At 58.7% G+C, this 24,157-nt stretch carries 18 protein-coding genes; 7 read left to right on the top strand and 11 right to left on the bottom strand.

Annotated elements, in window-relative coordinates:
* Positions 1-32 precede the first annotated feature (32 nt).
* From pqqB to AC1DSG_RS05285, 5 genes are all read left to right on the top strand, one after another.
* Positions 33-944, top strand: coding sequence for a pyrroloquinoline quinone biosynthesis protein PqqB (gene pqqB, locus AC1DSG_RS05305; RefSeq protein WP_477789919.1), 912 nt, complete (start codon positions 33-35; stop codon positions 942-944).
* A 140-nt stretch (positions 945-1,084) separates the two neighbouring features.
* The gene (gene pqqC, locus AC1DSG_RS05300) at positions 1,085-1,837 is read left to right on the top strand and encodes a pyrroloquinoline-quinone synthase PqqC (RefSeq protein WP_477789918.1); all 753 of its coding nucleotides are present in this window, start codon (positions 1,085-1,087) and stop codon (positions 1,835-1,837) included.
* Positions 1,834-2,109: a pyrroloquinoline quinone biosynthesis peptide chaperone PqqD gene (gene pqqD / locus AC1DSG_RS05295; RefSeq protein WP_477789917.1), complete on the top strand. Its 276-nt coding sequence runs from the start codon at positions 1,834-1,836 to the stop codon at positions 2,107-2,109. Before pqqC ends, pqqD begins: the two co-directional genes overlap by 4 nt.
* Positions 2,102-3,256: a pyrroloquinoline quinone biosynthesis protein PqqE gene (gene pqqE, locus AC1DSG_RS05290; RefSeq protein WP_477789939.1), complete on the top strand. Its 1,155-nt coding sequence runs from the start codon at positions 2,102-2,104 to the stop codon at positions 3,254-3,256. Before pqqD ends, pqqE begins: the two co-directional genes overlap by 8 nt.
* Complete coding sequence (locus AC1DSG_RS05285) at positions 3,222-5,054, top strand: S9 family peptidase (RefSeq protein ID WP_477789916.1); 1,833 nt, start codon at positions 3,222-3,224, stop codon at positions 5,052-5,054. The genes pqqE and AC1DSG_RS05285 overlap by 35 nt, the downstream gene beginning before the upstream one ends.
* 120 nt (positions 5,055-5,174) lie before the next feature.
* Here AC1DSG_RS05285 and AC1DSG_RS05280 read toward each other — a convergent pair whose 3' ends face one another.
* Together AC1DSG_RS05280 and AC1DSG_RS05275 are read right to left on the bottom strand one after the other, a co-directional pair.
* A complete protein-coding gene (locus tag AC1DSG_RS05280) occupies positions 5,175-5,333 on the bottom strand; it encodes a YqaE/Pmp3 family membrane protein (protein ID WP_007947822.1) in 159 nt (52 codons plus the stop codon).
* 206 nt (positions 5,334-5,539) lie between these two features.
* The gene (locus tag AC1DSG_RS05275) at positions 5,540-6,772 is read right to left on the bottom strand and encodes an aspartate aminotransferase family protein (RefSeq protein ID WP_477789915.1); all 1,233 of its coding nucleotides are present in this window, start codon (positions 6,770-6,772) and stop codon (positions 5,540-5,542) included.
* A 163-nt stretch (positions 6,773-6,935) separates the two neighbouring features.
* On the opposite strand from AC1DSG_RS05275, the gene AC1DSG_RS05270 reads away from it, so the two are divergent.
* Positions 6,936-7,871 (top strand): LysR family transcriptional regulator, encoded by a 936-nt coding sequence (locus AC1DSG_RS05270; RefSeq protein ID WP_477789914.1) that lies wholly within the window; start codon positions 6,936-6,938, stop codon positions 7,869-7,871.
* A 229-nt stretch (positions 7,872-8,100) separates the two neighbouring features.
* Here AC1DSG_RS05270 and AC1DSG_RS05265 read toward each other — a convergent pair whose 3' ends face one another.
* The 4 genes from AC1DSG_RS05265 to AC1DSG_RS05250 all read right to left on the bottom strand — a co-directional run bounded on the left by AC1DSG_RS05265 (position 8,101) and on the right by AC1DSG_RS05250 (position 15,540).
* Complete coding sequence (locus tag AC1DSG_RS05265) at positions 8,101-9,879, bottom strand: acyl-CoA dehydrogenase C-terminal domain-containing protein (protein ID WP_477789913.1); 1,779 nt, start codon at positions 9,877-9,879, stop codon at positions 8,101-8,103.
* A 189-nt stretch (positions 9,880-10,068) separates the two neighbouring features.
* On the bottom strand, positions 10,069-11,865 hold the full coding sequence (locus AC1DSG_RS05260) for an acyl-CoA dehydrogenase C-terminal domain-containing protein (protein ID WP_477789912.1): 1,797 nt from the start codon (positions 11,863-11,865) through the stop codon (positions 10,069-10,071).
* A gap of 90 nt (positions 11,866-11,955) precedes the next feature.
* Positions 11,956-13,245, bottom strand: a complete 1,290-nt coding sequence (locus tag AC1DSG_RS05255; protein WP_477789911.1) for a GGDEF domain-containing protein — start codon at positions 13,243-13,245, stop codon at positions 11,956-11,958.
* A 153-nt stretch (positions 13,246-13,398) separates the two neighbouring features.
* Complete coding sequence (locus AC1DSG_RS05250) at positions 13,399-15,540, bottom strand: cytochrome-c peroxidase (RefSeq protein WP_477789938.1); 2,142 nt, start codon at positions 15,538-15,540, stop codon at positions 13,399-13,401.
* Positions 15,541-16,678: 1,138 nt separating this feature from the next.
* On the opposite strand from AC1DSG_RS05250, the gene AC1DSG_RS05245 reads away from it, so the two are divergent.
* Positions 16,679-18,463: a hypothetical protein gene (locus tag AC1DSG_RS05245; protein ID WP_477789910.1), complete on the top strand. Its 1,785-nt coding sequence runs from the start codon at positions 16,679-16,681 to the stop codon at positions 18,461-18,463.
* Positions 18,464-18,541: 78 nt separating this feature from the next.
* On the opposite strand, the gene AC1DSG_RS05240 is transcribed toward AC1DSG_RS05245, so the two are convergent.
* From AC1DSG_RS05240 to bioF, 5 genes are all read right to left on the bottom strand, one after another.
* Entirely contained in the window at positions 18,542-20,347 is a 1,806-nt protein-coding gene (locus AC1DSG_RS05240; RefSeq protein ID WP_477789909.1) for a phenylacyl-CoA dehydrogenase, read from the bottom strand.
* A 357-nt stretch (positions 20,348-20,704) separates the two neighbouring features.
* Positions 20,705-21,385 (bottom strand): dethiobiotin synthase, encoded by a 681-nt coding sequence (bioD, locus tag AC1DSG_RS05235; protein WP_477789908.1) that lies wholly within the window; start codon positions 21,383-21,385, stop codon positions 20,705-20,707.
* Positions 21,382-22,194 carry a malonyl-ACP O-methyltransferase BioC gene (gene bioC / locus AC1DSG_RS05230; RefSeq protein WP_477789907.1) on the bottom strand — a complete coding sequence of 271 codons (813 nt, stop codon included), beginning with the start codon at positions 22,192-22,194 and terminating at the stop codon, positions 21,382-21,384. Before bioC ends, bioD begins: the two co-directional genes overlap by 4 nt.
* Positions 22,187-22,918 carry an alpha/beta fold hydrolase gene (locus AC1DSG_RS05225; RefSeq protein WP_477789906.1) on the bottom strand — a complete coding sequence of 244 codons (732 nt, stop codon included), beginning with the start codon at positions 22,916-22,918 and terminating at the stop codon, positions 22,187-22,189. The genes bioC and AC1DSG_RS05225 overlap by 8 nt, the downstream gene beginning before the upstream one ends.
* The gene (gene bioF / locus AC1DSG_RS05220; protein ID WP_477789905.1) at positions 22,911-24,089 is read right to left on the bottom strand and encodes an 8-amino-7-oxononanoate synthase; all 1,179 of its coding nucleotides are present in this window, start codon (positions 24,087-24,089) and stop codon (positions 22,911-22,913) included. Before bioF ends, AC1DSG_RS05225 begins: the two co-directional genes overlap by 8 nt.
* Positions 24,090-24,157 lie beyond the last annotated feature (68 nt).

Raw genomic sequence — 24,157 nt, 5'->3', positions numbered from 1 at the left:
TTTATTTTCAGTTTTCGAATGATGGAGCGGCCATGTTTGTCCAGATTCTAGGTTCCGCCGCCGGCGGCGGTTTCCCCCAGTGGAACTGCAACTGCGTGAACTGCGCCGGTTTTCGCGATGGCAGCCTGAATGCCAAGGCAAGAACCCAGTCGTCTATCGCGATCTCCGACAACGGCGTGAACTGGGTGCTGTGCAATGCTTCGCCAGACATCCGCGCCCAGCTCCAAAGCTTTGCCCCGATGCAACCGGGCCGCGCCCTGCGCGATACCGGCATCAGCGCGATCATCCTGATGGACAGTCAGATCGATCACACCACCGGCCTGCTCAGCCTGCGCGAAGGTTGTCCGCACCAGGTCTGGTGCACCGACATGGTCCATGAAGACTTGAGCACCGGTTTTCCGCTGTTCACCATGCTGACCCACTGGAATGGCGGGCTGGTCTGGAACCGGATCGAACTGGATCTAAGCTTCACCATTGCGGCCTGCCCGAACTTGCGTTTCACGCCGCTGCCATTGCGCAGCGCCGCCCCACCGTATTCGCCACACCGCTTTGACCCGCATCCTGGCGACAACATCGGCCTGATCGTCGAAGACCTGAACACCGGCGGCAAGCTGTTCTACGCACCGGGGCTGGGCAAGGTTGACGCGCCGCTGCTGGAAATCATGGCCGCCAGCGAATGCCTGCTGGTGGACGGCACGATGTGGGACGACGATGAAATGCAGCGCCGTGGCGTCGGCACCCGTACCGGGAGGGAAATGGGCCACCTGGCGCAGAACGGCCCCGGCGGCATGCTGGAAGTGCTGGAGCAACTGCCGAAACAGCGCAAGGTGCTTATCCACATCAACAACACCAATCCGATTCTTGATGAGGACTCGCCGGAGCGTGCCGAGCTCGTTCGGCGGGATGTTGAAGTGGCGTATGACGGCATGAGTATTGTGTTGTAAGAAGCCGAGACCGCTGCGCGGTCTATCGCCAGCAGGCTGGCTCCCACAGGGGAATGCGATCAACTGGGGGAGCCAGCCTGCTGGCGATGAGGCCGGTCCTGACACCAAAGAATCCACCGGTTGTTCCCCGGAGAACCACAATGACTGACGCCCCAATGTCCCCCGCCGAATTCGAAGCCGCCCTGCGCGCCAAAGGCGCCTATTACCACATCCATCACCCCTACCATGTGGCGATGTATGAAGGCCGGGCGACCCGCGAACAGATCCAGGGCTGGGTCGCCAACCGCTTCTACTATCAGGTGAACATTCCCCTGAAAGACGCCGCCATCCTCGCCAACTGCCCGGACCGTGAAATTCGCCGCGAGTGGATCCAGCGCTTGCTGGACCACGACGGCGCGCCTGGCGAAGACGGCGGTATCGAAGCCTGGTTGCGTCTGGGCCAGGCCGTCGGCCTCGACCCGGATCAACTGCGATCGCAGGAATTGGTCCTGCCCGGCGTACGCTTCGCGGTCGACGCCTACGTCAACTTCGCCCGCCGGGCCAGTTGGCAGGAAGCCGCCAGCAGCTCGCTGACCGAGCTGTTCGCGCCACAGATCCACCAATCGCGCCTGGACAGCTGGCCGCAGCATTACCCGTGGATCGACCCGGCAGGGTATGAATATTTCCGCACCCGCCTGGGCCAGGCGCGCCGTGATGTGGAACACGGACTGACCATCACTTTGCATCACTACACGACGCGGGAAGGCCAGGAGCGCATGCTGGAAATTCTCCAGTTCAAACTGGACATTCTTTGGAGCATGCTCGATGCCATGAGCATGGCCTACGAACTGAAACGCCCGCCGTATCACAGCGTGACCGAGCAACGGGTCTGGCACAAAGGAATCACCTTATGAGTTTCGACCGCAGCAAGACCCCGACCTGGCGCCCGGGCTACCGTTTCCAGTACGAACCGGCGCAAAAAGGCCATGTGCTGCTGTACCCGGAAGGCATGATCAAACTCAATGAAAGCGCCGCGCTGATCGGTGGCTTGATCGACGGCGAACGCGATGTCGCGGCGATCATTGCCGAACTGGACGCGCAGTTCCCCGGCGTGCCCGAGCTCGGTGAAGACATCGAGCAATTCATGGAGGTCGCCCGTGCTCAGCACTGGATCGAACTTGCCTGACGCCACTTCAGTCAAGTTACCGCCCAAACCCGAAATCGGCTTGCCGCTCTGGCTGCTCGCCGAGCTGACTTACCGCTGCCCGCTGCAATGCCCGTATTGCTCCAACCCACTGGACTTTGCCGAGCAAGGCAAGGAGTTGAGCACCGAGCAGTGGCTGAAAGTATTCCGCGAAGCCAGGGAGATGGGCGCGGCGCAGTTGGGCTTTTCCGGTGGTGAACCGCTGGTGCGCCAAGACCTCGCCGAATTGATTACCGAAGCGCGCAAGCTGGGTTTCTACACCAACCTGATCACCTCCGGCATCGGCCTGACCGAGCAGAAAATCAGCGACTTCAAGAAGGCCGGCCTGGATCATATTCAGATCAGCTTTCAGGCCAGCGATGAGCAAGTGAACAACCTGCTGGCCGGTTCGAAAAAAGCCTTTGCGCAGAAGCTGGAAATGGCCCGTGCGGTGAAGGCTCACGGCTACCCGATGGTGCTTAACTTCGTGACCCATCGGCACAACATCGACAAGATCGACCGGATCATTGAGCTGTGCATCGCTCTTGAGGCGGACTTCGTCGAACTCGCCACCTGCCAGTTTTACGGGTGGGCGCAACTCAATCGCGTCGGCCTGTTGCCGACCCAAGAACAACTGGTCCGCGCCGAGCGCATCACCAACGAATACCGCGCCAAACTCGAAGCCGCAGGGCATCCGTGCAAACTGATTTTCGTCACGCCGGACTATTACGAAGAGCGCCCGAAAGCCTGCATGAATGGCTGGGGCAGCATCTTTCTGACGGTCACACCGGACGGCACCGCCCTGCCCTGTCACGGCGCCCGACAGCTGCCGGTGCAATTTCCCAACGTGCGCGACCACAGCATGCAGCACATCTGGTACGACTCGTTCGGCTTCAACCGGTTTCGCGGTTACGACTGGATGCCCGAGCCTTGCCGTTCCTGCGACGAAAAAGAGAAGGACTTTGGCGGCTGTCGCTGCCAGGCGTTTATGCTCACGGGTGATGCGAGCAACGCTGATCCGGTGTGCAGCAAATCGCACCATCACGGCGTGATCCTCAAGGCCCGGGAAGAAGCCGAGCACGCGACCCAGACCATCGAACAACTGGCCTTTCGCAATGAACGAAATTCACGACTCATCGCAAAAAGCTGAGCCCTTCAGCGCCGCTAAAGCCGTCGCTGCCGGTGTCGATTTTGCCGAACTGCAGGTCGGCCGACATGGCCTGTTCTGGAACGAATACCGTCCCGAAGATGCCGCCTGCCGGATCTGGCATTGGCGTGATGGCCAGGCACATTGCCTGACGCCTGCGGGTTTCAGTGTGCGCAGTCGGGTGTACGAATATGGCGGTGGCGCGTTTTGTCTGACTGATGACGGAGTTGTTTTCGTCAACGAGGCGGACCAGCAGCTGTATCGGCAGTCGCTGAAGGGTGAAACACCTCAAGTGCTGACTTCAAGCGGATACCGTTACGGCGATCTGCAATTTGTCAACGGACAGGTTTTGGCGGTTGAAGAGAACCGTGACCGGCATCGGCTGGTCGCGATTGATGTGCATGATGGTGGGCGTCATCTGCTGGCAGAAGGTGCCGACTTCTACGCGGCACCGACCCTGAGCCCAGACGCGCAACGCCTCGCGTGGATCGAATGGAGTCGCCCGGATCAGCCCTGGACCGCAACTCGGCTGATGATTGCCGAACGCCAGAGCGATGGTGGGTTTGCACCGCCGCGCTGCGTGGCTGGCGAGGGTGTTCAGGAGTCGCTGCAACAACCTCGATTCGATGACAACGGTCGTCTGTTTTGTCTGACCGATCGTGGCGGTTATTGGCAGCCATGGGGGGAGTCTTTAGACGGTTTGAGCCCGTTGCCAAGCGCCGCAGCGGACCATGGACCGGCCCCTTGGCAATTGGGGGGTTGCACTTGGCTGCCTCTGACTGAAAACAGTTACCTGGCCAGTTGGACCGAAGGTGGATTTGGCCGACTGGGTCTTTGTGGAGACGCCTGTGAGGATTTCACGGGTGATTACAGCCGCTTCCGCCATCTCGCACTGGATGAGCAGTTCATATACTGCATCGCCGCATCGCCGATCAGTTCGGCGTCGGTCATTGCCATCGACCGCGATAACCGACAGGTCAAGGTATTGGCCGGTGGGGTAGCACCCTTGCCTGCCGAGCAGATCAGCGCCCCGCAAACCCTGCGTTACCCGAGCGGTTCGGGCGAGGCCCACGGTTTCTTCTATCCGGCGATGAACGGAGACACAAAGCCGCCGCTGGTGGTGTTCATCCATGGCGGGCCGACGTCGGCCTGCTATCCGATGCTTGATCCACGCATTCAATACTGGGCGCAACGCGGCTTTGCCGTGGCCGATCTCAACTATCGAGGCAGCAGCGGCTATGGCCGGTCTTATCGCCAGGCACTGCATTTGAGCTGGGGCATTGTGGATGTGGAAGATGCCTGCGCGGTCGTCACCCATCTGGCCGAACGCGGCTTGATCGACGGCGACAAGGCGTTTATCCGCGGTGGCAGTGCCGGTGGCTATACCACCCTTTGTGCGTTGGCCTTTCACAATGTCTTCCGCGCCGGCGCCAGCCTTTATGGTGTCAGCGATCCCGTCGCACTGGGCCGTGCCACTCACAAATTCGAAGGTGATTATCTGGACTGGCTGATTGGCGATCCGTTACAGGATATTGAGCGTTACGCCGCACGAACGCCTCTGCTGCATGCGAGCAATATCAGTGTTCCGGTGATCTTCTTTCAAGGTGAGCTGGATGCGGTGGTCGTGCCGCAACAGACACGCGACATGGTCACGGCGCTGCAGCACAACGGCATCCTGGTCGAAGCGCATTACTACGCGGACGAACGCCATGGCTTTCGCAAAGCTGGCAATCAGGCCCATGCGTTGGAGCAGGAGTGGTTGTTTTATCGGCGGGTGATGGCACTAGAGAACAATGCCTGAATAGCGGTGCACCCATCGCGAGCAGGCTCACTCCCACATCCAACCGTATTCCCCTGAAGGAACCCGGTCACTGTGGGAGYGAGCCTGCTCGCGATGGCGACCTACCTGACGCCACAAAACTCAGCGCTTGGCGATGATATAAACCGCATGCACGATCCCCGGAATATACCCGCACAACGTCAGCAAAATATTCAGCCAGAACGCCCCGCCGAAACCGACTTGCAGAAACACACCCAATGGCGGCAACAGAATGGCGATGATGATTCGAACAAAGTCCATGGGGCAGCTCCTGATTTTAATTAGGCTCGTGTAAGCACTATAGCTAATCGACCTGTGCCGTTTGTCAGGGTTCACTCCCCTTTCCCAAGCGCAGAAGCTTCGCTGAGCTATTCAGACAAAAAAACGCCCCACGCGAAAAGAATCAAACGTGGGGCGATGCGTTATTACCGCGAGACGGTTCTGGAATTTTTGTGGGACAGATCTGATCAGACTGCAATCCCTTTGCGGCACTGCAGTTGCGCGGTGCGCACGCGGGAGAAGGCACGAGTCAGGCGCAAGAGCATTTCGTCGATGTTGGCGTGACTGACCGTCAGTGCGGGGGTGAAGCGCAGACAGTCGGGTTGCGGCGCACTGAGCAACAGCCCTTCGTACAACGCAGCATTAACCACGGCGTCGGCCGAATCGTCCGACAGCGTCAGCCCCCATAGCAGCCCTTGCCCGCGCAATTCGCCGTGACCATAACGGTGGGCCAGACGCCCCAAACCTTCGCGCAGGTGTTGGCCGGTTCCCCTGACGTGATCGAGAAAACCCTTGTCCTGCACACTGTCGAGTACCACCAGCCCGGCAGCCGTCATCAGGGCATTGCCATGGTGAGTGCCGCTCAGTTCTCCAGGATCGAAACAGCAGGCCTTGCCCCGCGCCAGCAACGCGGCCAGTGGCACGCCGCCGCCCAGTCCTTCACCGAGAACGACGACATCTGCCCGAACACCGCAGGACTGTTCGGCGAGCAAGGTGCCACAACGCCCTATACCGGTTTGCACCTCGTCGAGGATCAACAGAATGCCCAGCTCACGACACAGCCGTTCGACGCCCTTGAGGTAATGCTCGGTGGCCGGAATCACTCCCGCTTCGCTCTGGATCGGTTCAAGCATGATTGCCACGGTCCGGGCATCGACCGCCGCATGTATTGCTGCAAGATCATTGAAGGGTACGTGGTGCAAATCCGACATCGTCCCGAGACTACGGCCATGGCAGCCTCTGCTGGCAACGATGATGCGCGAAGCACCACCGCGATAGCGTTGGCCCCATTGACACGCCAGTTTGATGGCCGCTTCACAGGCTTCGCTGCCACTGTTGAGCAGGTACGCCTGATCACTGCCAGTCGCGGTACAAAGGCGTCCAGCCAGGTTGAGCATTCCGCGATTGTGCAGGGCAGAACCCGGATTGATCAGCGATCGGGCCTGTTGCGCAATCGCCTGGACCAGTCCCGAAGGACTGTGCCCCAGGCTATTGGCCCCGCCACCCTGGGTGAAATCCAGGTAAGCGCGGTCATCGCTGTCCCACAACCAGGAACCTTGGCCTCGGACGAAAATTTGTTTCGGCCGCTCAACGCTGGGCATCAGGTATTCGCTGGAAGGGTGGTTACTGGAGGGCTGGAAGGTGTCGAGCGCCAGATCATCGAGACTTTGCGAGGAGCGCCGCAAACTGAACAGATTCATCCGGAAAACCCTCGATGAAGGTTTTTTGCGTTACCTATGGAAGCAACCTCGCCGCAAACGGTACTCATGGTGCGTTCTGGCCCTGTAAGCCCTGTGAATACGGTTAGACTAGGCTTTGACACGGCCTCGGGCCATTTCGATTTCCCAGTATTTTCGATAATCATTGCTTAGGGATTTCAAGCAACTGCGTTATTTCGTCGCGGTTTACGAAGAGGGCCATGTCGGCCGGGCCGCCGAGCGGCTTTCCATCTCCCAGCCGGCGTTGTCCCAGCAGATCCGCCACCTCGAACAACACCTCGATGTGAGCCTGTTTGAACGCAGCAGCAAGCGCCTGTTGCCCACGCTGGCTGCTCACACGTTGTACAACCACGCAGTGCCCTTGCTCGATGGCATGCAGCGCGCACGTGAGGCGTTGGGCAGTTTCAAGGGGCAAGCGCTGCGCACATTGGCGATTGGCGTGTTGCAGACAGTCCACACCAGCCTGGTACCGCAGATGCTCGAACGGGTGCGCAAAGCTCAGCCGCATCTGGTGGTGCAGATCTACGAACTGACCGGACTGGAAATCGAGCGACGCCTGCTTAACGGTTCCCTGGACATCGGTATCAGCTACCTGCCGCCCCGTCAGCCCGGGTTACATGGCGTGATGCTGTACGAAGATGAACTGACCCTGGTCATCCCCGCCGATCACCCGTTGCGCGAATTCAAGAAAGTCTCCATGAGTCAGGCTGCCGAATTGCCGATGTTGCTGCTAGGAGAAGAATTTCAGCTGCGGCAGATCTGGCAGGCACAACTGGCCAGCCTCGGAAGGCGTCCACAGGTGCAGGCTGAACTTAACAACATGGCAGGGATTCTCGACAGCCTGCCRCACACCCGGTTGGCGACGGTACTGCCTGGACGCTCGCAAAAAGCGCTCGGCAACAACGAACTGCTGTGGAAACCGCTGACCGAGCCGCGAGTGCCACTAAAAGTCGGTCTGGTGTGTCGGGATGTACAGCGGCAGCAGGCCTCGCTGGCCTTATTGCGCACGTTGCTGGAGGACGTGATGAACGGGCCCGATGAACGCTTGAACCGCTCGAAAAACCTCGACGGCCTGGGCTGATCACTTTTCTGCAGGTAAAAGAAAACCCCGCCGAAGCGGGGCTTTGCAGACTGTTTCCCTGACATCCATTTCACTCCGCCGTCCTGGCAGAATCCTACGTGTCCGTGTTGTTGCTTTGCGCTTCCTGCGCGACGTCCGTGTAAAGAAGATTAACTGTGGATCCAATCTTCGCCTATGGGAGAACAGCAGCACGTCATGTAAGAGATTGCTTACATGACATGATGTTTTGTCAGAACTGTGCAGCATCCAGCAAGAACAGCGATTCGCTACCGGCTTTCACCGACGCGCTCAACGAGTGAATGCGTGGCAGCAGGCGTGCGAAATAGAACCGCGCGGTGCCCAACTTGCTTGCATAGAAATCGTCCTGCGCTTCCTTGCCCAGCGCGGCTTTGGCCATCAACGCCCACATGTAGGCGTAGGCGACGTAACCGAAGGTTTGCAGGTACTCGACCGAAGCAGCGCCGATTTCATTCGGGTTGTTTTTCGCGCGATCCAGCACCCAGGCGGTCAGTTCGTCGAGGGTGGTCACGGCATCGTTCAGCGGCTTGGTGAACTCCGCCAGATCGGCGCTGGCCGTTGCGGTGAAGTGACGAATCTCGTCAGCGAACAGGTTGTAGAACGCCCCGCCGGTGCCGACGATCTTGCGCCCGACCAGGTCCAGCGCCTGAATGCCGTTGGTGCCTTCGTAGATCTGGGTGATACGCACGTCACGCACCAGTTGCTCTTGGCCCCACTCACGGATGTAACCGTGGCCGCCGAACACCTGCTGGCCGTGAACGGTGGTTTCCAGCCCCAAGTCGGTCAGGAACGCCTTGGCCACCGGGGTCAACAAGGCCACCAGATCTTCAGCGCGCTTGCGGGTAGTCGCATCTTCGCTGAACTTGGCGGTGTCCAGTTGCATCGCCACGTAAGTGGAAAACGCACGGCCGCCTTCGTTCGAGGCTTTCATGGTCAACAGCATGCGACGCACGTCGGGGTGGACGATGATCGGGTCTGCGACTTTGTCTTTGTTCTGAGCACCGGTCGGCGAACGGCTTTGCAGGCGGTCGCGAGCGTATTCAACGGCGTTTTGATAAGAGCGCTCACCAGTCGCCAGGCCTTGGATACCGACACCCAGACGCTCGTAGTTCATCATGGTGAACATGGCTGCCAGGCCTTTGTTCGGCTCGCCGACCAGATAACCAACGGCTTCGTCGAAGTTCATTACACAGGTCGAGGATGCCTGGATGCCCATTTTGTGTTCGATCGAACCGCAGTTTGCCGGGTTGCGCGCGCCGAGGCTGCCATCGGCATTGACCATGAACTTCGGCACCAGGAACAGCGAAATGCCTTTCGGACCCGCCGGCGCGTCCGGCAGTTTGGCCAGCACCAGGTGGATGATGTTCTCGGTCAGGTCGTGCTCGCCACCGGTGATGAAGATCTTGGTGCCGCTGACTTTGTAGGAACCGTCGGCCTGAGGTTCGGCCTTGGTGCGGATGATCCCAAGGTCAGTACCGGCATGCGGCTCGGTCAGGCACATGGAACCGGCCCAGACACCGGCGTACATGTTCGGCAGGTACGCGGCTTTCAGCTCTTCGCTGGCGTGGGCGTTGATCGACAGGCAGGCGCCGGCGGTCAACATCGGGTACAGACCGAACGACAGGCTGGCAGAGTTGACCATTTCTTCGACCTGAGCCGAAACAGCCTTGGGCATGCCCATGCCGCCGTACGTCGGATCACCACCAACGCCAACCCAGCCGCCTTCGGCATAAGTCTGATAAGCCTGTGGGAAACCGGCCGGCGTGGTGACGGCTCCGTCTACCCAATGGCAACCTTCTTCGTCAGCCGCACGGCTCAAGGGCGCAATGCTTTTGCTGGTGACCTTGCCGGCTTCTTCAAGAATGGCTTCGACAGTTTCCGCATCGACGGTCTCGGCCAGCGCAGGCAGCTCGGCCCAGAGTTTGGCGACCTCGAAAACTTCATTGAGGACGAAGCGCATATCGCGCAGGGGCGCTTTGTAGTCAGCCATGGCAAACCTCGCAAGATCTAAACAGGTGATTCGTAGGAGTGGTGTTTTCGTTGAGTCCGAGTGTAACCCAACAACATTTGTGACACATAGGGTCAGCCAATGACCAATTTGTAGTATTTAGTCACCGACTATTCAGTCATTAAAAAACCCGCCATTACGCGGGTTCTCCTTTGTGACGGATTTTAAAGACTAAAGCGCAAACAACTCCGCCGGCAGCTTCATCAGGCAATCGCTTCCCGCCTCGATGGCCGCCCGATGAGCGGCGGTGCGTGGCAGCAAACGCTTGAAGTAAAACTCGTTGGTCGCGAGTTTGCCCTGGCAATAATCGGCATCAGCGCTACCCGCATCGAGTTGTGCCTGAGCCACCAGCGCCATGCGCAGCCACAGATAGCCGTGGATGATATAACCGCTGTACATCAGGTAATCCACCGATGCCGCGCCGACTTCGTCAGCATTCTTCATCGCGGCCATCCCGACTTGAGTGGTCACTTCGCCCCACTGCTGATTCAGCGTGTTGAGCTGCGCCACGTAGCTGGCGAGCTGCGGGTGCTCGGCGTTCGCCGCGCAGAACTTATGCACGATTTTGGTGAAGCCGCGCAGCAGCTTGCCCTGACTGCCGAGCACTTTGCGCCCGAGCAAGTCCAGCGCCTGAATGCCATTGGTGCCTTCGTAGATCGGCGCGATCCGGCAATCACGAATCAACTGCTCCATGCCCCACTCACGAATGAAACCGTGACCGCCAAACACCTGCATGCCGTGATTGGTCACTTCCAGCCCGGTGTCCGTCATGAATGCTTTGCAGATGGGCGTCAGGAACGCCAACAGGTCTTCGGCGTCCTGACGTGCGGTTGCATCCGGACTCAGATGCGCCACGTCCAGCAGTTGCGCGGTGAAATAGGTCAGCGCACGGTTGCCTTCGTTGAAGGCTTTCATGGTGAACAACATCCGGCGCACGTCAGGATGAACGATGATCGGGTCGGCGGCTTTCTCAGGCGCTTTCGGGCCGGTCAGCGAGCGCATTTGCAGACGGTCGTTGGCGTATTTGATTGCACCCTGAAAGCTCGCCTCGCCCAGACACAAACCCTGCATCCCGGTGCCGAGGCGCGCGTGGTTCATCATGGTGAACATGCAGTTCAGGCCTTTGTTCGGTTCGCCGATCAAGAAACCTTTGGCACCATCGAAGTTCAGTACACAGGTCGCCGAAGCCTTGATGCCCATTTTGTGTTCGATCGAACCACAGGAAACGCCGTTGCGCTCGCCCGCCTCTCCCACGGCATCGGGCAAGAATTTGGGCACGATAAACAGCGAAATGCCCTTGGTGCCGGCCGGTGCATCCGGCAGTTTCGCCAGCACCAGATGAATGATGTTGTCACTCATGTCGTGCTCGCCGGCGGAGATGAAAATCTTGCTGCCGGAAATTGCGTAGCTGCCATCGGCCGAAGGCACGGCGCGAGTTTTGATCATGCCCAGGTCGGTGCCGCAATGGGCCTCGGTCAAGCACATGGTACCGGTCCATTGGCCGGCAGTGAGTTTGCTCAGGTAGGTGTTTTTCTGTTCTTCGGTGCCGTGAGCATGGATCGCCGACATCGCGCCGTGGGTCAGGCCCGGATACATACCCCAGGATGTGTTGCTGGAGCCAACCATCTCGCCAATCACCAGCCCCAGCGAACTCGGCAATCCCTGGCCGCCGTACGCCGGATCCGCCGCCAGACCATGCCAGCCGCCCTCGACGTATTGTGCGAAAGCCTGTTTGAAACCTGCAGGTGTTGTCACCACGCCATTGTCGAAATGGCAGCCCTCTTCGTCACCGCTGCGATTCAGCGGGGCCAGAACGTTTTCACAGAATTTCGCGCCTTCTTCGAGGATCGCGTTGACCATGTCCGGGCTGGCGTCGGTCGCCCCCAGCGCGGCGTAGTTGCTGTGGAAATCAAAGACGTGGTCGATCAGAAAGCGCATGTCGCGCAGGGGAGCTTTGTACTCAGGCATGGTCGTTTCTCCGTCAGCAGATACTTCAAACCTACTGTCGCCCACCACGCCTCACAATCACAGTCCAGACGCTGAATGCGCCATCATCACTCAACCCGCAGCGGCGTCCATGCGCACCGCGCCGCGGCGCGTCTGACCGAATGCCACCACGCAGTTTCGCCCGGCGCCTTTGGCGCTGTAGAGCGCTTCGTCCGCAGATTTGAGGACCTTTTCAGGGGTGCGCTGCTCCAAGCGTTCAGCGACACCGATGCTGACCGTGACCGACACACTGAATGCGCCCGGGATCGAGCGACGTTGGCGACCTTGCTGGTCATCCTGAGGCCGACTGTCCTGATTACGTAGCTGAATATTGTAGGTGGCGATGGATTCGCGAATAACTTCCAGGTGCGGCATGCATTCTTCCAGTGTCTTGCCTGCGAACACCAGCGCAAACTCCTCACCGCCGTAGCGATACGCCCTACCACCTCCGCCAATTTTCGACAGCTTGCTGGCAACCAGTCGCAGCACCTGGTCACCGACATCGTGACCGTGGGTGTCATTGAATTTCTTGAAGTGATCGACGTCGCTCATGGCCAGCACGTAATTGCGCCCCAACCGCTGCATTCGTTCGTTCAAGGCGCGACGACCCGGCAGACCGGTGAGTTCGTCGCGGAAGGCCATTTGATAGGCCTCGTGGGCGACCGCAGCGACAATCATCAACATCACCTGACTGCACATGATGTTGAGAGTAAACGGAAGAATGAAAGTTTTCGGCAGCGCCCAGAATAACCCGATCAAACCGACCAACTGAGCCGCATGCAACGGTCGCGGGTTGCGCCAGTATTGCCAACTCAGCAGCAAGAACGAAGCGATGAACACCGGATAGGACAGCTGGATCAAGCTCATCCAGTCGCCATGCAACGCAGGCCAGCGGATTTCCGACAACCACACCAACAAGGCCTCTGGGTAACTTTGCTCCAGCGCCAGCGCCACACTGCCAACGGCCAGCAACACAGCGAAGCGCGCCACCATGTCCTGAAACAGGTGCGTGCGTTCCTGCCAGGCAGCGAACACGCCAAACATCAGCGGCAGCAACAGGCAACACAAATGGAAGACCACGGCGGCGTCATCACGGACTGTGCCGTTGTCGCGGTAATAGTCGGTCTGGGTGTCGAGCAAAAAGTAGGCAATGTATACCGTGATCATCAGAAACAGCTCACGCTGACGTCGGTACACCGCGCAGTACGCACCGCCGAGCAACAGCACCAGCGTCGGTAGCACGTTGAACAGCGAGGTGAAGAAAACGTTGAGGTCCTTGATGTAGGCGGCCGCAAGCCCCGCAAGTAAAAGCAGTAACGACGGTAGGAAATGGCTGAAACGTACAGCGGAAGAACGCGGCAAGGGGAACGCTCCGACCCGTCAGTTCAATAGATGGCATTGTGCCCACTACCTTAACGGCAGAAACCCCGAATTGCTGAGTGAAAAACTGCGGTATTTACAAAAAGAGGCGTCACTGGCGTCCATCAGCCGCCAGTGACGCAAAGGGAAATAGGGTTACAGGTCGTTGTTGAACGGTTGCAGCGGCCCTTCAAGACTTGTGCGACCTTCAGCACCGACCGGTTTGAGCTGGATTTCGGCGTCCTGCGCTTGCCGGGTAATGATCTTCGGACTCGCCGGCTTTTGCCCGACCGAGTTTTCATCACCTTTTGCGCCCTGTGCCAGCACCAGCGACGGATGATCAAACGGCGCCCGTTCCCATGCGACCCGAGGATCGGTCAGCCCGACTTCCATGAATTTGACCAGCGCATCCACTTCATCCGGGGTGAGGTTCAGCCGAGTCATGTCCGGGTCGAGGTTTGAGCCGTTGTGCTGATTGACCGCCGGGTGGTCGAAGCCACTGGTGTTGCTGGCATCTTCACCTCGCCGGTCGCCGCCACGGTTGTAGAACTCCATGACCTGACGCAGCGTCGCACGACTGCCGTTGTGGAAGTACGGTCCGGTCAACGCGATGTTGCGCAGGGTCGGCGTCTTGAAGGCGCCATCGACCGCGTCGCGGAAACCGACATTCGGCTTGAGCGTCGCATCACAAGGGATCGCCGGACTCAAACGCGCTTCGAAGGTGCACACATCGACATCCAGCGGGTCAGGGATCTGGCCCCCCTGAAGCACGGTGTTGTACTCGCGAGTGAAGGACAATGGATTGCCCCAGGCATCCGAGCCACCGAGCGCCAGATCTTCCGACGTTGGACGCACCCCGGTGTTGTAGAAGCCGTTGTCATACAGCGTGGTCAGGTTGTCGGCCATAACCATGCGTTCGATCCGTTCCCGAGGATGGAACAGCAAACGGCTACCGGCGTTGGTCAACTCCGCACCGCCGTGGCAACTGATGCACTTGCCCTTGCCCAGGAACAGATTCATGCCCTGGACCTGCTGGTCGTTCATGGCCGCATGATCGCCCTGCAAATAGGCATCCAACGGCGCCTGGTCCGAGATCAGCGTGGACTCATACATCTGAATCGCCAGCCCGAAGAATAGCGGGAAGTTAGCCTCCATCTGGGTGTATGGCGCACCACCCAGCGAGACCTGCTGCGTGGCATTCCACAGGCGCGGCTGGAACGCGTTCTTGATCAGCTCACGGTAGGTCGGCCGGCGGGCGCCGGACACTGGCCCCAGTACCGAATCGGTAGACGAAATCCGCTGCTGCTTGAGCATCAAGGTGTCGAGCATGCGTCGGCCAATGTCGGCGAAGGTACGACCGCCGCAGGACATTTCCACCGGACTGCCGGGAGGCCCTACCGCTTGCGAAGCAGCGGAAGCATCCTTGAGCGCCAGTCTGACTTTGGTCGCCACGCCACTGCGATCGCTGGTCACGAAAATCCCGGCGTCAGGGTCGCGATTGCCAAATGGAGAGAGGCCGTTGAAGACGTTATTGGCGCGCCCATCCCAAAAGTTACGCACGTTGAACGCGGCATTGATCACTGTGGGTGCGTTGCGCCCGGTGCTGCGACGAACATTGATGCCACCTACCTGGAAGATGCCGTCCGGTTGCTGAATGCACTTGTCGAAACGCGCCTGATGAGGCTTGACAAAGTTGGCGTCGAATACGCCCTGGGAACCGATCACATCGTCAGTCGAATAGACAATCGCCGAATTGCGATCCAGCGGATCAGCCAGCACATGGGTCGGAAAGTCGTCTTTCTTCAGCAGGTAGTTCGGGCCGCCCTTGCCTCCTGATTTGGTGGTGTAGCTCGGCACGTCGCCTGGAATGTCCGAGGCGGTGAACGGCTTGTTGAAGATCGACGAAACGTTCGCGTTGGTATTCGCCTGACCGGGGTTGATCTGGTTGGTGGTGCGGTGATCGACACCCGCGTGGAAGTGGCAGGAGGCACAAGCAGTCGAACCGTCACTGCCGATCTCCATGTCCCAGAACAGCGCTTTGCCCAAGAGAACCGCCGCAGAGCGATTGAGCACGTAGTCAGTCATGAGGTCGACTTTGCGCCCGCCTTCAGTTCCCGACGGGTCGGGCGGGAGCAGCCCGCGCAGCGATTGCAGAGTGGGCACGTCCGGTACGGGCGGATCGACCGCTACCGGGTCAGCGGCCCAGGCACTTGCGACCGGTAGACCGATGGTCAGTAGAGCGCACGCCATCGCACAGGTTAAACGGGTGATTCGAAAGAAGTCCAAGTACTTAAACATCATGACATTCTCGATTCAGTGCGGAGTAGCCAAACTCCGGGATTATCCTGTTGCGAGATGAACTCATCGCCACAAATCTTGCTGCTTGCACGAGTAGTTACACCACTCGAAATGGCTCGGGCAAGGCGACGCTTAACTGGCAAAGTACTCTCTTGGCTCAGGCTTGATAAAGACATTGCTCTGTCGCACCGACGAGTGCGCTTACCCCAACCTTAGCTGTAACAAAAAATTTCAGCAGCAAAAAAATCAATGCTTTTGTCTAAATCAATACAAATAAAAATGCATTGCAAACACACCTGACAACACATACGAACAAAGACTACAGATGCACCTCAAATTTGGTGAACTTCCCCCAACACTGGGGGCAACCCCCCAAATGCATGCATACATCGATTACAACGACAATCACAACCTAATGAATTTAAAGGTAAATATTTTTTAAGGTGACGATTTATTCGCTTGGCATAGCAATTGCCAACTAACACTTCACAGGAACCAAATGCATTTACGATACGGCTAACAAGCCTAAGTCAATCGGGGGCGTAAACTTACATAAGTCATAATTCCGCGCGTGCACAAGTTGCACTGCGCGAGCTATGGCTTTTATTTAATTCCAAGAAAAAACATTACCACTAATACTTCAACATATTTTTCTTGCAATGTTATTCCGCCCGGGGTAGATATAGACAACATTTCTCATTCAGTACTTAGGACCAAACTCACCCAACGAGTACCTGAACTTAACTTCGCACACTCCCGAACTTGGGCATATATCCCCCCCCTATGTTGGTGGATATTAATTTGGTAGTGTCGTGCGCAATACCATCCTTGGCCGCGCAGCCCGCATTCTGAGTGCGTTGGCGATTGTTTGTGTCTAATTGTTTCAAAACAGGCACGACAACTGCTTTGTACACCTCAGGCTCAAGGAAATGTCTCTCGCTATTGCGCCCGTAACCGGCCGACGCAACGCAGGTGAAAGCTTCCGAACGGCAAGTGTCGACCGTACACAGACACTTCTCCCGCTGGATCGAGCCCCAATTTCACGGCTTTGCGTTTTTCTTGCGCAGGATTCAGCGCATCAGCAGATCTGCGATTTCGATTGGCCGGCAATTGGTCCTGCAAGATTCTGGAGTGAGCCATGAGCTTATCTTTGTACGAAAAAACGCTCGCCATAGCGCTGCTGCCTCACAAACGACTCAACGGCATCTTCAGTCGCCATGCTCTACTCGCCAGTGCCGTCGCTGTCGCACTGGTCATTGGTGGTGGAGATGCATTTGCCAAAAACGGTGCTGGCGGTGGTGGTGGAGGCGGCGGCGGTGGCGGGACTGCCAAGCCCCCGGGTTTGCCCTCGCCGTTCTCGACACCCACACTGCCCGACCCGGTTTTTACAAACCCGACTGCGATTAATGGGTTTGACGTTACCGGTTTTATCCAAAATATGACCCTGGACACCACCAATGCGAATTGCCCCAATACCGGCGACCCGGGCCGCTTTGGGGGGACCGTCCAATTAAACGGCGTCACGATTACAGTTCCTTGCAACACCGTTATGCAGATGCCGGCCAACACCCTGACCTGGGCCGACTTCGTCAGGGGTGGAACCCTGGCGCTCGGAAAATCAGCGGCGGCCTATCCCTCGTTCGAGATCCATGTGGTAGGCAATAACGTCTCCAACAAGCAGATTGCCGGGCTGATCTTTGTCTCCCAGCAATCAGTCAACGCGGGTAATGGTTTCATCACCCGGATCGACTACACCAACGGCAACCTCGAAGTTGACAGTGGTAACCCGACGCAACCCACGATTATTCAGATCAACGACCCGAACGGACGTTTTGGCCGCGCCCAAAGCCCCGACCCACGCTTCTCCGTCGATGATGCCAACCCGACCATCCATGCCGCCACCGGCTACCCGATGTGCGTGCCACGCACGATTTCCGGGGACGATGCGCTCTGCCCAGAGAAAAACCGGCCAAAAGTGGTCACCCCGACCACGACCAACAACTGCCGCAATTTCAGCCAGGCCGGCGTCACACCTCCGGCCAGTGGGGAACTTTCGGGGCCAGCGGTGGGGCAGGTCTATTGCAGCCAGTACGTCATGAAGAGATTCAGCGATGCTACACGCACGGCGACGGACCCCGACCCGACACAACAGGCACCCTTCGAAGTCGGCGACTTCATCAGTTGGTCCGGCACTCTATTCAAGTCAACAACAACGGGCCTCCCGGATTTCATCTCTGCACACACGATCGAGGCGAATGTCGGGATCTACACTCAACCTGGTTCGCAGCCCAGCTACCTGGCAATCGGGGAATTTGGCGTCGGCACGGCCGACCCGGCCGCAACGGCCATCAGCGGAGTAGCCCAGGAGACGCAGGACCGGATTTTCCTTGAAGCCTCGACCACCGACATCAAGACCCCGGTCGACATCTATCTGATAGATGTCAATCCATCGACAGGTGTGCAAACCAATCGCTGGGTTACACCCTATGAGATGACGGGTGAATGCAACCCTGGGCTGGGCCTTGCGGCCAGTTGCCTGGGAGCCTCGGGTGGTATTACCACACAGAACACGGGTCCTCAGCCACAACGCGCCAGATTACGTGCGACCAAAGCGCCCACTGGGCTTCTTAGCCAGCCGACACGAACCTTGCGCGTCGTTGCGCGGTCACTTTGCGTTCCACAGCAAAGCTTATCCCAGGCCGGCGTGGACAGTTGCATCCAGAATGCGGGCAGGCTGACCGTCGCCAATGGACTGATTGCCGGACAGTATGTGGCGCCGGTGTTTGAGTTCATCTTTCCGGAAGGCGTCAAGCCTGGCGATCCGGTGGTGCCTAACGACTTCTGGCACCTGCCGTTCATACGTAACGGCGAAGGCGTGAGCACCCCGACTGGCGTCGGCCCCCTGGATCCGACGCCATGGTGATCAAGGCCTGACCACAGCGCAAAAAAAACCGCCACTCCCAAAGGAGCGGCGGTTTTTTTTGAAGTACTGCGTTAAGGCTTAGTAGCCCAGGTCGAAGTTTTCTTCTTTCATGTCCATCAGGTTGTTGGCGCCCGACAGCATGGTTGCAACGTGAGTGCGGGTACGCGGCAGGATGCGCTGGAAGTAGAAGCGTGCAGTCTGCAGCTTGGCGGTGTAGAACGCTTCTTCGGAAGTGCCGGCTGCCAGCTTTTCAGCCGCCAGACGCGCCATGTCAGCCCAGAAGTAGGCCAGGCAGGCATAACCGGAATACATCAGGTAGTCCACGGAAGCTGCGCCAACTTCTTCGCGATCTTTCATGGCTGCCATACCGACCTTCATGGTCAGCTCGCCCCATTCTTTGTTCAGTGCAGCCAACGGTGCGACGAACTCTTGAACGGCTTCGTTGCCTTCGTTGGTCTGGCAGAACTTGTGGACGATCTTGGTAAAGCCTTTCAGGGCTTCGCCTTGAGTCATCAGCACTTTACGGCCCAGCAGGTCGAGTGCCTGGATACCGGTGGTGCCTTCGTACAGCATCGAAATGCGGCTGTCGCGAACGTTCTGTTCCATGCCCCACTCGGCGATGAAGCCGTGGCCGCCGTAGATTTGTACGCCGTGGTTGGCGGATTCAAAACCGACTTCAGTCATGAAGGCTTTGGCGATTGGCGTCATGAAGGCCAGCAGTGCGTCGGCTTTCTTCTTCTCTTCTTCGTCCACGCCGTACTTGACGATGTCGACTTGCTTGGCCGTGAAGTAAACCATCGCACGATTGCCTTCGGCGAATGCCTTCATGGTCAACAGCATGCGACGTACGTCCGGGTGAACGATGATCGGATCAGCGGCTTTTTCCGGCGCTTTCGGGCCAGTCAGCGAACGCATTTGCAGGCGATCACGAGCGTATTTCAGGCCGCCCTGGAAGCCGATTTCGGCATGAGCCAGACCTTGCAGCGCGGTGCCCAGACGTGCGGTGTTCATAAAGGTGAACATGCAGTTCAGGCCTTTGTTCGCGGGGCCGATCAGGAAACCGGTGGCTGCGTCGAAGTTCATCACGCAAGTGGCGTTACCGTGGATGCCCATCTTGTGTTCCAGGGAACCACAGCTCACGGCGTTACGAGCGCCGATCGAACCGTCCGCGTTCGGCATGAACTTCGGCACGATGAACAGCGAAATGCCTTTGGTGCCAGCCGGTGCATCCGGCAGGCGGGCCAGTACGATGTGGACGATGTTGTCGGCCATGTCGTGTTCGCCGGCCGAGATGAAGATCTTGGTGCCGGAGACTTTGTAGGAACCGTCGGCCTGAGGCTCGGCCTTGGTGCGCAACATGCCCAGGTCAGTGCCGCAGTGCGGTTCGGTCAGGCACATGGTGCCGGTCCACTCACCGGAAACCAGTTTGGTCAGGTAAGCCTCTTGCTGCTCAGGCGTACCGTGTTCGGAAATGGTGTTCATCGCGCCATGGGACAGGCCTGGGTACATGCCCCACGACCAGTTGGCTTCGCCAACCATTTCGCTGACTGCCAGCCCCAGAGACTCCGGCAGGCCTTGGCCACCGTGCTCTACGTCGTGAGCCAGGCTTGGCCAGCCACCTTCAACGAATTGCTTGTAGGCTTCTTTGAAGCCAGTCGGGGTTTTAACGCCGGACTCGCTCCAGGTGCAGCCTTCGGTGTCACCCACGCGGTTCAGCGGGGCCAGTACCTGTTCACAAAACTTGGCGCCTTCCTCGAGAATGGCGTCAACCATGTCCGGAGTTGCGTCCGCGCAAGCCGGAAGGCTCTGATAATGCGCTTCGTAGCCGAGCAGTTCGTCACGAACGAAGCGAATATCACGCAAGGGGGCCTTGTAGTCAGGCATAGCGAAAAACCTCTGCTGATGTAACCGGGAATGAACGACCGCGTCGAATTGTCGCTGCGATCAAACAGCTGTTTGAAACATACGTTTACGACTAAATCTTGTCAAGCATCGATCTGTAGCCGTTTGTCTTCACATCATCGATTTGCTGGACACACAGCAATGCATCGCCGCTGGACTAACCAGGCGCTGTGTAGAAAAGATTAGTTGAGGGAGGAGGAGGACTTACGCAGAAACGCCACGAACAGTCGCGGCTTCTAGGGACAGTTCAGCGAGGGATCAACATTGGTTATTGAACCAGTCCTTATGGTGAAAGGCCCGACAAAAACACCAATAGCGCGGTGCCTTCATAGATGAAACCTAGTCCAGCAAATCCAGTTGCAAATGCTCCGCCACGGATTCAGCCGTGACCGATTTGAGTTTCGGTACTCGCCCAAGGCATGGCGCAGGGATACGCTCGGCGAGCGTCGCAAGGTTCTCTTCCAGGCGCGAAGTCTTGGGATCAATGATATTGGCCACCCAGCCCGCCAACTGCAATCCATCCCGGGCAATCGCCTCAGCCGTCAACAACGCATGGTTGATGCACCCCAACCGCACGCCGACCACCAGAATCACCGGCAAACCCAGCGCTATCGCCAGGTCAGACAGATTGGACTGATCCGCCAACGGCACACGCCAGCCGCCTGCCCCTTCGATCAAGGTGAAGTCCGCCTGCAAATCGAGAATCTCGCGCATGGGCGTCAACAGCGATTGCACCGTCAATGCCACTCCGGCCTCCCGTGCGGCCAGGTGCGGAGCGATGGCCGGCTCGAACGCGACCGGGTTGACCTGGGCATACGTCAAGGGCAGCGAGCACTCGGCCAACAGCGCCAGCGCATCGGCGTTACGCAACCCCTTGGGCGTCGAGTCGCAGCCAGAAGCCACCGGTTTTCCCGCCGCCGTACTCAAGCCCGCCGACCGCGCCGCATGCAACAAACCGGCGGCAACGGTGGTCTTGCCGACGTCAGTGTCAGTACCGGTGATGAAATAGGCTGCGCTCATATAGGTTTCTCCAACACGGCGTAAACAACCTGGTAAGTCGCTGGCAATCCTTCGGCCTGACGATATTGCTCATAGGCCTCGATCAAGCCAAGAATCCGCGCCCGCCCCGTTAAACCACCTGGTCGTCCAGGGTTCAAGTTGTGCGCACCCAATGCCTTGAGTTCATGAGTCAGACTACGCACATCCGGGTAATGCAACACATGAGGACGCGTTTGCAAGCTGACCGTTTTCATGCCACTGGTCGCACACAGTTGCTGATAAACACCCAACTCGCGGAAGCGGTTGACGTGCACCATGCCATCCACCTGACGCCAACTGTCACGCAGCTCAAACAAAGTCCCTACACACAGACTAGCAAACGCGAAAATCCCGCCTGGCTTCAGCACCCGATACGCTTCACTGAGCACCGATTCAAAATCCGCACACCATTGCACGGCAAGGCTGGAGAAGATCAAATCGCAGGTCGAATCCTGCAGCGGCAACCGTTCTGCATCACCCGCGATGAAATGAGTGGCACCACCCAATGGCCGGGCGTGATTGAGCATGCCCTCGGCGATGTCAAGGGCGACACCTTGCCCCGTCGGAAAACGCTCACCCAGAGCGCGACTGAAATACCCGGTGCCGCAGCCCAGGTCCAGCCAGCGACCGGGGACAAAATCAGCCGGCAAGCGACTCAACAACTGGCTGCCAACATCACGCTGCAACTCGGCCACACTGTCGTAGCTCGCCGCTGCGCGAGAAAAGGACGCTGCCACCTGACGCTTGTCGGGCAAACCGCCAGGCAAGTTGGGAATGGATAAATCAGTCATCACCGGACTCATGCAAAAAGGCCTGAATCGCCCCCGCCACACCGTGGGGGTCTTCCAGAAGAAACGCGTGACTGGCCTGTTCAATCAGACCAATTTCGACATCCGGCAGCAGCGCCAGCAAGTCCTCCGCCGCTTCGGCCGGGACCAGACCGTCGAGGCCGGCGAATAAATGTAATTGCGGACCGCGGAACGCCTGCAAAGCCTGGCGAGTGTCCAGTTGTGCAAGCACTTCCAGACCACTCATCAACGCCGCTGCAGAAGTCTGTGGCGCACCGCCGAGCAATAGCCGCGACAATCCGCGAGGGTCTTGCGCGCCTTGGGCACACAGCAGCGAAAACCGCTTCAACGTCATGCGTGGATCGGCCTTGCAGCCGGCCAGGAACGCATCTAACGTCTCGGCAGACATTGCGTTCGGCCATTGCTCATGGGCGACAAAAGAGGCACTGCTTGCCAAGGTGAGCAAGCCGCAGCAACGATCACCCCGACGCGCCGCCAACTCGGCCGCCAGCATGCCGCCCAAGGACCAGCCACCGAGCCAGGCATCCTGCGGAACTGTCGAATCAAGTTCTTCGAGCCACTCTTGAAGATCGCTCGACTCCAGTTCCGGCAACGGCTCGATCTCGACTCGCAGGTGTTCATCCAACCCCTGCAAAGCTGCCGCCAAAGGTTCCAGCGGCGAAATCCCGAGGCCCCAACCGGGCAACAGAATCAGTCGATCACGCATGGCTTGGCTCCGGTTTCAGTTGTGCAAAACAATCGGCCAGGCCGTTTAACAACAGTTGCACCTGTGCCTCGCTGTGAGCGGCGGTCAGGGTCACCCGCAAGCGGGCGCTGCCAGCCGGCACGGTCGGCGGGCGGATCGCCGTCACCATCAGCCCACGCTCGCGCAACATCTGCGACAGGCGAACCGCACGCCCGGCATCACCGATCATGATCGGCTGAATCGGCGTGAAACTGTCCATCAGCTCCAGACCGATTTGCTCGGCGCCTTGGCGGAACTGGCGGATCAACGTTTTCAGATGCTCACGTCGCCAATGCTCGGTGCGCAGCAGCTCGAGGCTTTTGAGCGTCGCACAAGCCAGCGCCGGTGGCTGGCTTGTGGTGTAAATGTAGGGACGGGCGAACTGGATCAGGCTTTCGATCAGCTCTTCGCTGCCCGCGACAAAGGCCCCGGCCGTACCGAAAGCCTTGCCCAGCGTGCCGACCAAAACCGGCACATCTTCCTGACTCAGGCCGAAATGCTCGACGATCCCGCCGCCATTGGCACCCAGCGGGCCAAAACCGTGAGCGTCATCGACCATCAGCCACGCGCCTTTGGCCTTGGCTTCACGCGCCAGCGCCGGCAGGTCGGCAATGTCACCGTCCATGCTGAACACACCGTCGGTGACCACCAGCGTATTACCGGTGGCTTTCTCCAGGCGCTTGGCCAGACTCACCGAGTCGTTGTGCAAATAGCGATTGAAGCGTGCGCCGGAGAGCAAACCGGCATCGAGTAGCGAAGCATGATTGAGCCGATCTTCGAGCACCGTATCGCCCTGTCCGATCAACGCCGTGACCGCGCCGAGATTGGCCATATAACCGGTGGTGAACAATAACGCACGCGGGCGGCCGGTCAGATCGGCCAAGGCTTCTTCCAGTGCGTGATGGGGCGTGCTGTGGCCGATGACCAAGTGCGACGCCCCGCCACCCACGCCCCAACGAGCAGCGCCGGCGCGCCAGGCTTCGATAACTTGCGGGTGATTGGCAAGGCCCAGGTAATCGTTGTTACAGAACGCCAGCAACGGCTGGCCATCGACCACTACTTCCGGGCCTTGAGGGCTGTCGAGCAATGGGCGCTGACGGTAGAGATTTTCGGCACGACGGGCAGCAAGGCGTGCRGCGAGATCGAAAGACATGCAGGCCTCAACTAAGGAATGTCAGATATTCCATGTGGGAGCGAGCCTGCTCGCGATTGCGACCTTCC

It is taken from the genome of Pseudomonas sp. P5_A12, assembly GCF_056400685.1.
The sequence above is the reverse complement of the archived record's forward strand: the minus strand, read 5'-3'. Positions and strand labels throughout refer to the sequence as shown.

Bases quoted from the DNA above. Each gene is read 5' to 3' on its own strand.
- AC1DSG_RS05250 (WP_477789938.1), bottom strand. From the start codon at position 15,540: ATGTTTAAGTACTTGGACTTCTTTCGAATCACCCGTTTAACCTGTGCG.
- AC1DSG_RS05260 (WP_477789912.1), bottom strand. From the start codon at position 11,865: ATGCCTGAGTACAAAGCTCCCCTGCGCGACATGCGCTTTCTGATCGAC.
- pqqC (WP_477789918.1), top strand. From the start codon at position 1,085: ATGACTGACGCCCCAATGTCCCCCGCCGAATTCGAAGCCGCCCTGCGC.
- AC1DSG_RS05265 (WP_477789913.1), bottom strand. From the start codon at position 9,879: ATGGCTGACTACAAAGCGCCCCTGCGCGATATGCGCTTCGTCCTCAAT.
- AC1DSG_RS05240 (WP_477789909.1), bottom strand. From the start codon at position 20,347: ATGCCTGACTACAAGGCCCCCTTGCGTGATATTCGCTTCGTTCGTGAC.
- AC1DSG_RS05225 (WP_477789906.1), bottom strand. From the start codon at position 22,918: ATGCGTGATCGACTGATTCTGTTGCCCGGTTGGGGCCTCGGGATTTCG.
- AC1DSG_RS05280 (WP_007947822.1), bottom strand. From the start codon at position 5,333: ATGGACTTTGTTCGAATCATCATCGCCATTCTGTTGCCGCCATTGGGT.
- pqqB (WP_477789919.1), top strand. From the start codon at position 33: ATGTTTGTCCAGATTCTAGGTTCCGCCGCCGGCGGCGGTTTCCCCCAG.
- bioC (WP_477789907.1), bottom strand. From the start codon at position 22,194: ATGACTGATTTATCCATTCCCAACTTGCCTGGCGGTTTGCCCGACAAG.
- AC1DSG_RS05275 (WP_477789915.1), bottom strand. From the start codon at position 6,772: ATGAATCTGTTCAGTTTGCGGCGCTCCTCGCAAAGTCTCGATGATCTG.
- AC1DSG_RS05285 (WP_477789916.1), top strand. From the start codon at position 3,222: ATGAACGAAATTCACGACTCATCGCAAAAAGCTGAGCCCTTCAGCGCC.
- bioD (WP_477789908.1), bottom strand. From the start codon at position 21,385: ATGAGCGCAGCCTATTTCATCACCGGTACTGACACTGACGTCGGCAAG.
- AC1DSG_RS05245 (WP_477789910.1), top strand. From the start codon at position 16,679: ATGAGCTTATCTTTGTACGAAAAAACGCTCGCCATAGCGCTGCTGCCT.
- pqqD (WP_477789917.1), top strand. From the start codon at position 1,834: ATGAGTTTCGACCGCAGCAAGACCCCGACCTGGCGCCCGGGCTACCGT.